Source organism: Stieleria mannarensis, assembly GCF_014154935.1.
GTDB classification, from domain to species: domain Bacteria; phylum Planctomycetota; class Planctomycetia; order Pirellulales; family Pirellulaceae; genus Stieleria; species Stieleria mannarensis.
Genome location: NZ_JACEHH010000094.1, coordinates 1 through 10,257 on the forward strand (window position 1 = coordinate 1; position 10,257 = coordinate 10,257).

At 57.4% G+C, this 10,257-nt stretch carries 7 protein-coding genes and 13 tRNA genes; 16 read left to right on the top strand and 4 right to left on the bottom strand.

Annotation, left to right across the window (positions count from 1 at the left end):
* Positions 1–65: 65 nt before the first annotated feature.
* Entirely contained in the window at positions 66–914 is an 849-nt protein-coding gene (locus H1B37_RS31930) for a hypothetical protein (RefSeq protein WP_182871353.1), read from the bottom strand.
* A 102-nt stretch (positions 915–1,016) separates the two neighbouring features.
* Here H1B37_RS31930 and H1B37_RS31935 point away from each other — a divergent pair, with 102 nt between their 5' ends.
* Positions 1,017–1,775, top strand: a complete 759-nt coding sequence (locus H1B37_RS31935; protein WP_182871354.1) for an ABC transporter ATP-binding protein — start codon at positions 1,017–1,019, stop codon at positions 1,773–1,775.
* A gap of 293 nt (positions 1,776–2,068) precedes the next feature.
* On the opposite strand, the gene H1B37_RS31940 is transcribed toward H1B37_RS31935, so the two are convergent.
* Together H1B37_RS31940 and H1B37_RS31945 are read right to left on the bottom strand one after the other, a co-directional pair.
* The gene (locus H1B37_RS31940) at positions 2,069–3,823 is read right to left on the bottom strand and encodes a DEAD/DEAH box helicase (protein WP_182871355.1); all 1,755 of its coding nucleotides are present in this window, start codon (positions 3,821–3,823) and stop codon (positions 2,069–2,071) included.
* Positions 3,823–4,380 carry a hypothetical protein gene (locus tag H1B37_RS31945; RefSeq protein ID WP_182871356.1) on the bottom strand — a complete coding sequence of 186 codons (558 nt, stop codon included), beginning with the start codon at positions 4,378–4,380 and terminating at the stop codon, positions 3,823–3,825. The genes H1B37_RS31940 and H1B37_RS31945 overlap by 1 nt, the downstream gene beginning before the upstream one ends.
* Positions 4,381–4,717: 337 nt before the next feature.
* Between H1B37_RS31945 and H1B37_RS31950 the strand changes: the two genes are divergently transcribed.
* The 15 genes from H1B37_RS31950 to H1B37_RS32020 all read left to right on the top strand — a co-directional run bounded on the left by H1B37_RS31950 (position 4,718) and on the right by H1B37_RS32020 (position 10,006).
* On the top strand, positions 4,718–5,176 hold the full coding sequence (locus H1B37_RS31950; protein ID WP_147867374.1) for a hypothetical protein: 459 nt from the start codon (positions 4,718–4,720) through the stop codon (positions 5,174–5,176).
* A 360-nt stretch (positions 5,177–5,536) separates the two neighbouring features.
* A tRNA-Pro gene (locus H1B37_RS31955) sits at positions 5,537–5,610 on the top strand.
* A 697-nt stretch (positions 5,611–6,307) separates the two neighbouring features.
* Positions 6,308–7,099 carry a hypothetical protein gene (locus H1B37_RS31960; protein WP_182871357.1) on the top strand — a complete coding sequence of 264 codons (792 nt, stop codon included), beginning with the start codon at positions 6,308–6,310 and terminating at the stop codon, positions 7,097–7,099.
* A 584-nt stretch (positions 7,100–7,683) separates the two neighbouring features.
* Positions 7,684–7,755 (top strand) — tRNA-Phe (locus H1B37_RS31965).
* 501 nt (positions 7,756–8,256) lie between these two features.
* Positions 8,257–8,330, top strand: a tRNA-Ile gene (locus H1B37_RS31970).
* Positions 8,331–8,411: 81 nt separating this feature from the next.
* Positions 8,412–8,484, top strand: a tRNA-Lys gene (locus tag H1B37_RS31975).
* 96 nt (positions 8,485–8,580) lie between these two features.
* Positions 8,581–8,651, top strand: a tRNA-Thr gene (locus tag H1B37_RS31980).
* 54 nt (positions 8,652–8,705) lie between these two features.
* Positions 8,706–8,776: transfer RNA gene (locus H1B37_RS31985), tRNA-Gly, on the top strand.
* Between the two features lie 93 nt (positions 8,777–8,869).
* Positions 8,870–8,942 (top strand) — tRNA-Asn (locus H1B37_RS31990).
* 61 nt (positions 8,943–9,003) lie between these two features.
* Positions 9,004–9,074, top strand: a tRNA-Gln gene (locus H1B37_RS31995).
* A gap of 224 nt (positions 9,075–9,298) precedes the next feature.
* Positions 9,299–9,374: transfer RNA gene (locus H1B37_RS32000), tRNA-His, on the top strand.
* A gap of 12 nt (positions 9,375–9,386) precedes the next feature.
* Positions 9,387–9,459: transfer RNA gene (locus tag H1B37_RS32005), tRNA-Asp, on the top strand.
* A gap of 114 nt (positions 9,460–9,573) precedes the next feature.
* Positions 9,574–9,648, top strand: a tRNA-Glu gene (locus tag H1B37_RS32010).
* Between the two features lie 99 nt (positions 9,649–9,747).
* Positions 9,748–9,830, top strand: a tRNA-Ser gene (locus H1B37_RS32015).
* A gap of 105 nt (positions 9,831–9,935) precedes the next feature.
* Positions 9,936–10,006 (top strand) — tRNA-Trp (locus H1B37_RS32020).
* 40 nt (positions 10,007–10,046) lie between these two features.
* Here H1B37_RS32020 and H1B37_RS32025 read toward each other — a convergent pair.
* Positions 10,047–10,257 (bottom strand): four helix bundle protein (locus H1B37_RS32025; RefSeq protein ID WP_182871358.1); only part of this gene is annotated, 211 nt, incomplete at its 5' end.

The window sequence follows — 10,257 nt, forward strand, 5'->3', positions numbered from 1 at the left end:
TCTCTTATCGTTTTGCCCGCATTGTTTTGCCCCATCATTCTGCCCCGTGTCATTCTGCCTCCCGTTCACCGCTCCATCGCTTCACGCAACGCATCGGACAACTCACGAAGCTCCGCCACAGAAAACGTCTTCTTCCCGGCCAGCTTCGCCGCACGCTCGGTCCACGCGACGTCGACGCCAGGCGGCAGATCCTCTAACGCGAACGCCAACTCTCCCGGCACGCCCAAAAAGTTGAACGCTTCGGCGTCGACGTGAATCTTGCGAGTTTCCTCGGTGTTCCATTTCGTCACCCGCATCGGTTGATTAATGATCGCCATCGGGTGTTCTTCGTCGCTCGGCGGCACCAGCAACCACGTCACCATCGCGCCCTCACCGCTGGCTTGATCCAGGTACACCAGGTGCCGCGTCAGATACTTGCGGTGTTGCCCCTTGCGCAGCATCACCGAGGAGGCGTCGAACAAGGCCAGCGCGGAGGTTTTTCCGATCAAGGAAACGTTGGCCAGTTGTTGCTCGTTGGTCCGCAACACTTGACGGGCGATAAACCCCAGTGGAATGTTCAGTTCCGACGCGGTGTCCGAAGAAACGGTGATCCGTCCCTCGGGGCCGTTGACGCTGTAGCCCACCCCGACCTGTTTCAATTCGAACCGCCCGCCGGGGAGTGTTTTTTCGACTTCCGCCATGATCGTCAGCGAGCACTTGGTTGCCGCGTCACGGATCGTTCCGCTAACCGAATCGACATCGCCGCTGTTGATCTTGGGGGATGCCACCAGGATTAGCCGATTCCAGGATTCCTGCCCTGGATCATCTCGCACCCGCGTGCCCGGATCGACGACCTGGACGGGAACGGCTTGAAACACCGCGTCGTTGGCCGACGCAGCGGAGCACAGCGTCACATACAATGCCGCCACAGCCACCGCTGGGGCAATTGTTCGGCGTCGCGGAGGAGGGCTGTACTGCATTATCTCGACATTCGTTAGAGTGTGAGTTTGTTTCTTGACCACGTCGATCACGTCCCGATGCCCCAGAACCATTTCGAATCTCCCGCACCGCAAGCGGAGGACGATCCCTCACCAGCATCCGATTCATCGACCGGTCAATCAAGCCGCGACGGCGACGTATTGATCGAAGCGCAAGGCCTTGGCCGGCACTACGACGAAGGAAACGTTGATGCGTTGGCCGACGCCTCCTTTTGTATCCGCACAGGACACTACGTCGCAATCGTCGGCAAAAGCGGGAGCGGGAAAACCACCCTGCTCAACCTGATCGGCGGCCTCGATCGCCCCACCCGGGGCGCACTGATTTATGGCGGGCGGCCGATGGACGCCCGCAGCGATCTGGATCACCATCGCTCGCGGAACGTCGGCTTTGTGTTTCAAAGCTACTACCTGCTGCCGAATCTGACGGCCGCCGAAAACGTGCAAGTCCCGATGTTCGAAGCCGACTACACGGCCGCCGAGCGGTCGGCACGTGCGAAAGCACTGCTTGATCAAGTCGGTCTGTCGGGGCGCGAGAGCCACATGCCGTCGCAACTCTCTGGCGGCGAAGCCCAGCGGGTGGCGATCGCCCGAGCGTTGGCCAACGCCCCCGAGTTGATTCTGGCCGACGAACCGACCGGTGCGCTCGACAGCGAAACCGGCGATTCGATCCTGAGTCTGTTGGAAGACCTCAACCGCACCCAAGCGATCACACTTGTGGTCGTCACCCACGACGAAGCCGTCGCCGCCCGCGCCGATCAACAATTGCGACTAGCCGACGGCCACCTCGTCAGGCCCTAATCCCCGCGCTGGTGTCCAGGCTTTTACCCGCGCTCGCTCGTTGCTTGGGACGTCGTTTGTGTTACTGCGCAATTTTGGCAACTAACTCAGATTCTCTCCCTCAGGGAGAGACGGCGTTTGCGCGGCAAGCAAACGCCAGAGAGGGCCCTCGGCTTGCGAAAGTCTTGGCGACTTCCGCTACGACCAAATTTCGTCACCTCTACAATCGATGTCCCCCGCAGCGTCGGGAAATCGCCTCAAGGCGAAACACCAACGTGCGCAGCGTCTCTCACCGATTCACGCCCCATGCCCCATTACGCCACCTTCTTCCCGCAGGGCGCGCGCAAATCGAACAACCCGAAGATCTCTTCGCGACTCAGTCCCACGTTTCGTGTCGGCGTTTCACTCGATGAAAACAGCGCGTCAAACATCTCGCGCTTCTGATCCAGCACGTCGTTGATCCGCTGTTCGATCGTGTTCATCGCCATCATCTTGGTCACCGTGACGGCCCCGGCGGCGCCCAATCGGTGCGCCCGGTTGATCGCCTGGTCCTCGATCGCCGGATTCCACCAGCGATCGAACAAGAACACGTATTCACAGAACTGCAAATTCAACCCGACGCTGCCGGCACCGTAACTCATCAAGATGACGTGGCTGTCGGGATCATTCTTGAACCGGTCGATCACCGTGTTGCGTTTCTTTTGCGGAATCTTACCGTGGTACTCCAGCGGCCCGAACGGCTCCAGTGCGTCGCGGATCTTGTCCAGGCTTTTCACCCATTGGCTGAACACGATTGCCTTCTTACCGCTCGCGGCGACTTCTTCCACGTCCGCCACCAAACGTTCCAGCTTGGCACTGCTACCGGTGACCGGATCGAAGTTGCAAATCTGTTTCAGCCGCAACACCAGCTCGAAGACGTGCTGGATCGTCAACGATTGTTCCAGGTTCTCCAGATACAGCACACCTTCCTTTTCCGCCGCTTCATAGGTCGACCATTGCTCCGGCGTCAGATCCAATTCCGCGTCGCGATACAGCTTCGGCGGCATGTCGTCCAGCACCATGTCTTTGGTGCGACGCAGGATGTAGTCCCCGGCGTGCTTGGCGATTTGGGGCATCGGCATTCCAGGTTTTAGATAGCCCGGGGAAAGGAACTCGAAAATGCCGACCAGGTCATCCGGGCAGTTCTCCACCGGCGTCCCCGTCAGGGCCCAGGAGCGTGTCCGCGGGATGCTGCGCACGACCGTGCTGGTGGTACTGCTGCGGTTCTTGATCCGCTGGGCTTCGTCCAACACGACCAGATCAAAATGCATCGAATCGTCGGTCAGGATCGATTGATCCCGCATCAGCAATTCATAATTCGCGACCTTGACGGGAACCTGAGGCGACCGCCATTGGAACTCGCGTTTGGCAGAACTGCCCTCGATCGCCGCGATCGGGATCTCAGGCGCCCAGACGCTGAATTCGCGCAGCCAGTTCGTCACCAATGGCTTCGGGCACACCAACAGCACACTCCGCACTTCACCGCTGCACAACAGCAACCGGATCGTGCTGATCGCCTGCATCGTTTTCCCCAGCCCCATTTCGTCGGCCAAGATGCCGGCGTAGCGGGGAAACAGAAACGCCATCCCGTCCAACTGGTACGGGAACGGCTCGAAGGGGAAATTCAGCTGCCCGCTGCCGACCAACAGATCCAACGGCGGCTGCAGCAAGTAATACAAGCGGTCTTGCAGCTTGACGATGTCCGACGGCGGTTTGATTCGATTGTGCTTGCGGTTCGGATCCGACTTGCGTTTCTTCTTTGCCTCGGTTGCGGCGCCGGCTTGATCGGGCGTTGAACTTTTGGGTGGGATCCAGCGTGCCGCATCGGGAAACTGAAACCCACGCACCTGTGTCGTCAGTTTCGGCAGCCGGATGGGGAGCGCCACCGGCTCGATGTTTGGCAGCGACAGTTCGCAGGTGTCGACGGCAAACATCGACTCGGTGACCCAGGAGTGGAGTGGATCGATTTCGGCGGTCAACTCGGATGCGTCGGCGGGCGTGTCGCGAGGTCGTGTGGAGAAGAAACTCATCAGGCCGCTTCTGAATTTTGCCGCGAGAGTTGTGAGTGGGCTTCCTTGACCGCCTCGCGAATCCGTTCGAACGGTTCCACCGCATCGGGCAGGTCGTTATAGAAGTCCGCGATCGCCTCCAGTTCGGCGTGGCGTTCCATCGCGACCAAAAAGGTTGCACCGGCGATGCTCACCGTTTCCGATCCCGAAATTGAGTCGGCGGAAATCGGGTGGCGGTCTTGCGATGTGGCTTCCAGAACCAGTGTGACCGGAGACTTCGTGAACGACTCGACCTTCAGTCCTTCCGGCAAGTCACAACAGATCAGCGACAGCGGCGTGCGGCACTTGGAGAGGAGAAGTTTGCCGATCACCTGTGCGACCAGATGCGAACGCAGGGTGGGGCCGAACAGGATTTCGTGGGCTCGGGTGGGGCGGACCGGCAGGGTGCATTGGAATTCCAGCGGGCGGCCCGCGCGGTCCAAGACCAGCAGACCGCCGGTCCAGCCGGTCCGTTCGTCATTGACGACCGTGAAGTAGCCGATCGTCGCTTCGTTTTTCTTAGGCAAGTTGTCAGGCATTCGTTCCGAAACCGCGAACAGAAACTGGGAGGTTTGCGGTGTTTCGATCGCGAGAAAGCTCGCGGGCGAATCCGTGGTCACCGCACCGGTAGACTTCGGCTTTCTGCCTGCGTTGACTTTAACGGTCACGCGGCCGCCGAGACGACTTGTTGGAAATGAAGAAAACCCGCTTCTGCCGATTTTTCCTGGCGACGGTGGCGATTTTTTCCGGGCAGTTTCCAATTAATCGACAAGCCCTTTTTTGTCGGGTTATACTCGGGGTTCATTCGAGACACGCCGGCGGGATTTTTCTATCCGCTAGCAAAGCAAAGTCGCAGCTCCCAAGGATTTATCGCACATGTCGTCATACGAGCACGAACCGCTTTCGCCAGTCTTCCGCATCGATGTCACGGCAGAATCCGACAGCGAGCCTCGAAAATCGAAAGACCAGGTGGTGGTCGACCTGCTCCGCCATTTGGTCGCCGGCCAGCAGCAACAGAATCAATTGCTGGAACGTTTGATCCAGCAGAATAATGCGATGAATGAGCAACGCGCCAACGAGCTGCAACAGTGGAAGGAAGCCAACCCCCGGTTGGCCCGGTCCTGCCGAGCGGCCGCGGAGACGCTCAGCCGGGTGCAGACGCAGTTTTTGGACAATTTGACCGAGGAAATCTGCGACAGCGAAGAGGGATTGGAAGAGAGCGAGTTCATGCTCAACGAGTTTGTCGACCGTTTCGGCCCGCGTTTGGCGCATCTCAACGGCGTCCTGCAAGTCCTCGCGCAACTCGGCAACGGCGAACCCGCCCAAGTCAGCTAGCGCCCATTGTAGAGCCATTGTCCCAATTGCTCCCCCAACGATTGTCCCAATCGTTCCCCCGACCTGGCCGATCGTGTCCTCCCAAGGGCCATCCATCCCAGGTTCAATTCCTGAATCCCCCAGGAAAAAAAACGCCCCACTGATGGCAAGGCGTCCCCACGGATCCCAGCCACCGGAACACCATCCGTGGGCACGCGCCGCCTCAAATTCAGGGCCGGGGACAGTCCCCGCAGCAAGAGGTTTCTCCGTCGGCCGACGACGGTCATTTCTGAGGCAAATTCAGGGCCTGGAAAAAACGTGCCCGAGTGAACCTTTCGCTCGGCGTCGATCTCCGTTATCTTGCCGCCACAATCGCCATTTCGGGGCGTAGCTCAGCCTGGCAGAGCGTCTGGTTTGGGACCAGAAGGTCGCACGTTCAAATCGTGTCGCCCCGACTGTTGCGATTTCTCACTTTTTCTTATAGCCGAAACTGCCTTTTCAGTTACCGCTTGAGCGTCAAGCGTGCGGCGTTTCCACCGTGTTCCAAAATCGTACATACGGCTTTGGCTTCCACCGGAGACAAAACGCATGCCCAAACTGACGAAGTCTGCCAAAGTACTGCAAGCACAAAGCGAGCGGACAAGCCGTCGTTACCATCGATAGCAAGGAGCACTATCTCGGCCCCCACGGCACCGGTTCGCGTTGCACCGCTTGCGGTCGGCGTTCTTTACACGCCGCGCGGCGTGTTTCCGCGGGCATCATCGGCCGAGTCCGGCCCCCGTCAACAACGCCCCACGCCGCATCAAACGCGGCGAATTCTTAGCAATGCCCGCCATTTCCGCCAAGCCCCGAACGGGGCCTTCCGTGGGGGTGCCCCCGTCCATCGCGGGTTCCGCCTCGATCACCTCTCGCTGGGACGTGCGCAACAGATCATCACCACCACCACCACCACCACCACCGTTTGCGTTTCATAGTGGCGCGACCCTTTGCGCGGCATCTGGCGGAACTCGGCTCTGTCGCGTTTCGGAGCGCCAAAACGCGAATTCGCAGACATCCTCTGGCTGTTGGCGAAATGTTTTGCGAATCGCTGTAACACTCCGTTTCACTTCACGCTCTGGAGAGCGAATCCGCTCCTCCTCTAGGTGAAACGACGTGAAAACTGCAACGCATGCCCTCTTCCTGGCACTTTTGACCGTCTCCGTTGGATCAGCCCAAAACCCATGGGGAGACTGGATTCCACAGCAATCTCGTTCCTCGCCAACCGGCATGGGCTACCAGCAACGCGCCGGTTCAACGACGACACATCGCAACGGTGCCACGAGCAAGACATGGGTCAACTCCGGACTGCGACAGGAAAGCCAACTCGATATTGGCTTCTCGGCCGGAAACGACAAAGACAACGCGATGAAATTTGGCCGGCAAAGAGACGAGAAATGGTTCGCCGGCGTGAGAGGAGGCGTTCGCGCAGGTTACGCGGCTGATACCGGAATTTCCCAGGAAGATCGGGTTGGGAATACGAAGGTGAGGACCTATTCCGAAGCGGAGGCGTTCGTCGGGGTGGAAGCAGGTGCTCAAGCTGGAGTCTCAAACAACGGAGTCGGAATCAATGGCAACGCTTTTGCGGGAGCCAGGGTGCGGGGCAGCGTTGGCACTGACGTCGGTCCTGTTGGTGTCGCAGCGACCGGCGAAGCATGGTCTGGAGTTGGCGTCGAAGCGGGCGTTGACGCAAAGTACAAGAACGGTCGCGTCAACTTCGACTATGGCGTCGGTGGTGCAGTCGGTGTCGGCGGGAAAGCCGGCGGCGAGGTCTCGGTCGACCTTCGAAAACCGGCAAAAGCTGTCAATCGCGTTAGGTCAACCGGACGGAAGGTCTCATCGACCAGCAAACGCGTGAAGAGCAAAGGAAAGGCAGCGAAAAACAACATCAAGAAGCTATTCAAATAGCGTCTCCGATCGAGCCGCCATTGCCAGTATTCGGCATTGGCGTCGCGACACATCACTGCAGGATTGCACGCACCCGCGTGCAATCCGCTGAAATCGTTTGGAAAACGACGCAACAGATTGTCGTCCCATCCGATAAACAATGGCGGCGGGCGAAAAAGTTCCGAAGCTTTTGAAATAAGCCAGCGATCTTGCGCATCGTATTTTTGTGCAGAATAACTCGGTGCAACGCTTTTCGGGTGGAATTCGAAAAACGCTGCGAACCCAGTTGAGTGAAGTGTCTCTTACTCTTCGAACACGACAAATATCCGCCTGACAAGCGAGAGCAGAAAGTTCCATGTTATCGAAATCACAACCCATTCGACTCGAACAGATACACGAAGGCAATCTCTTCGGCGGGCAGCCGTTGAATGATCAGCCGAGTACGTATCGTTTGCGCATGTGACATCTGCTTCTTTTGAAGCGCCTTTCATCAAGGCCCGGTGTCACGCAGACATCGGGCCTTTTTTCGTGCGTTAGCGGATTAGCCATTAGCGAGTTAGCAACTAGCCAGGCAGCAGAGATGCTAATTGCTAACAAGCTACGACGGGCTGGTAGCTGAGACGGTCTAGCGGCGGTTTGAAGCACCGCAGACGAGGATTCGAGCGCCTCCCAGCCCACTTGCGCTGAAAGTACGCGCACACCGATCTTTGACAATTTGACCAATACATCGTCCGTGATGTCGTTCGGACGTTAAATCGGTTTGCCCTGGAACGGGCGGCCGGTTCTCGCAAGAGAGATAGACGAAAGGCTGTCTGGGAAGCGGCGTTCATCCGTCGCAAGCCCCAGCGATGAGGCCGTCAGGTAACCGCGTGGGTGCGGGAAACAACATGGTAGTCGAGGGCTGGTTGCCCAAACACGGCTGATAACCGAGTTGCGCTGAGTTCAATTCCCAGGGCTACCACTGCGGAAGTTTGAAGTGTGAAGAGTGAAGTATGAAAGGAGAGAAACGATGCGAAGCATCCGGCTGTCATGCCTAAAGTCTAAACGCCTAATACCTAAAGCCTACTTTGGGGTTGTGGTGTAACTGGCAGCATGACGGACTTCGGGCACCGACGCAGGACGCGTTGGTCGTCGTGTAGGCGAGAGTTCGAATCTCTCCGGCCCCACTTGCTACGCATCGGCGTGTAGCTCAGGGGTGAGAGCGGCGTCCTTATAAGGCGACAGAGCGCGGGTTCAATTCCCGCCACGCCGACTAAGAAAGACTTGAGTCCTGAGGGATGAGTCCTGAGCACGAAAACTCAAGACTCGCTACTCAAGACTCGCAACTGATTTTGGGATCGTGGCAGACAAGGTAATGCATCGGTCTCTTAAACCGACTCATGTGAGTTCGATTCTCACCGGTCCCACTAAAGAGCAGGTTAGCGATTAGCGAGTTAGCTGGTTAGGAAAGTCAAAACAGAAACCTAATCGGCTAAACAGCTAGCGGCTAATCCGCTACTCCAGCACTGATCGTCTAGCGGGAAGATCCCTCCGTCGTAACGAGGAGACGTCGGTTCGATTCCGACTCGGTGCTCTTGGATGCTTCGTGCATCCGTGATCTTTGACAATTTGGTTGTGATGCAATTTTGCGCCCATGATGTAGCGGCAGCCTACTGCCTTGCCATGGCGGAAGTGTGGGTTCGACTCCCACTGGGCGCTCTGTTGAAGTGGAGGAGTGGGGAGTGCAGGAGGTGGGAGTGGGTGAGAAACGCGAGTTCTCCACTCCTTCACTCCCAGCTCCCACTCTCATTCTCCGGTGTGGCCCAATCGGTAGGGCGGCTCCCTGTTAAGGAGACGAGTGATGGTTCGAGTCCATCCACCGGAGCTTTTCGGAAGTTTGAAGAGTGAAGTTAGAAGTTTGAAGAAGTGAAATACTGCACAACACTCGGGTGTTGGCTAACGGTAAGCCAGCTGCCTTTGAAGCAGTGGTATGCGGGTTCGAATCCTGCCACCCGTGCTTTCAAACTTCGCCCTTCTCTCTTCAAACTTCCAAACACCGAGGCGGCAACTGTTGGTCGTTGCACCTAGCTCCGGGCACCGACGCACGACGCGTTGGTCGCAGGCAAACACAGGTTCGATTCCTGTCCTCGGCGCTTGTTGAGACTTTTCGGGTATAGCTTGGAGTAAGCGGTGTGGTTTGGGACCACGCATGGACAGTGTGCAACTCACTGATACCCGACTGTGGCCAGATCTGGTGCTGGTTTCCAGAGACTCACTGTGAATGAGTTTGTCGCCGGTTCAATTCCGGTTGGTCACCCTGAACCGATTCGGTGGCAAGTCCCTCTGGGAAGGGAACTTGATTGTCTATCAAGTCGTTGCGGGTTCGACTCCCGTTGCCATCGCTTTTATCAAGCCGCATTCGACTACTGGCTAGGTCGGCTGCTTCTCAGGCAGCAGGAAGGAGATCGAAACTCCTATGCGGTACTTGGCCGACGAAAAAGTCGGTCGCCAATCACGGCGTGGTAGATTCTGTTGGCAGAATCGTCTGGTTTTCATCCAGGAGTCCGCGGGTTCGATTCCCGCTCACGTCGCTTGGAAAGGTGTTTAGACCGTAGGGTTTTAGGCGGTAGGAAGAGAATCCAAATGCTCCGACCTACAGCCTAACCACCTATAGCCTACAGCCTATCTAAGGAAGTCACCCGGCCGGATGAGGACACTGTCTTGAAAACAGCTGCGGGTAAAACCGTTGTGGGTTCGAGTCCCACGGCTTCCGCCTGAACAACTTGGGAACGTATCCACACGGGAGGTTGTAACCCTTCCGCCTTTAATTGTGTGGTGGATGGCGAGAGGTTCGATTCCTTGCGGTCCCACTTGATTCACGTCCTTGGTGTAATGGTAGCACTGCTGATTCCAAACCAGTAAGTCAGGGTTCAAATCCTTGGGGACGTGCTTGGAAGTTTGAAGGGGGAAGTTCGAAGTGTGAAGGTCGTCACCGGTTCTTCTTGCAGATCGAGGTCAATATGGCAATCAGTTCATTTGCTTCAGCAGTGAGCGGTTCAAGCCGAGATGGAGAAATGACCTCGGTCTTGGCCAGTAGACGCAGCCAATAGTGCGTCTCGCGAGCTTCTTTGGCTGCGATTGAATATTTGTGAACGAAATCACGTTTGCTTTCGCTTGCCTGGGCTTCTTCCACATTCGCT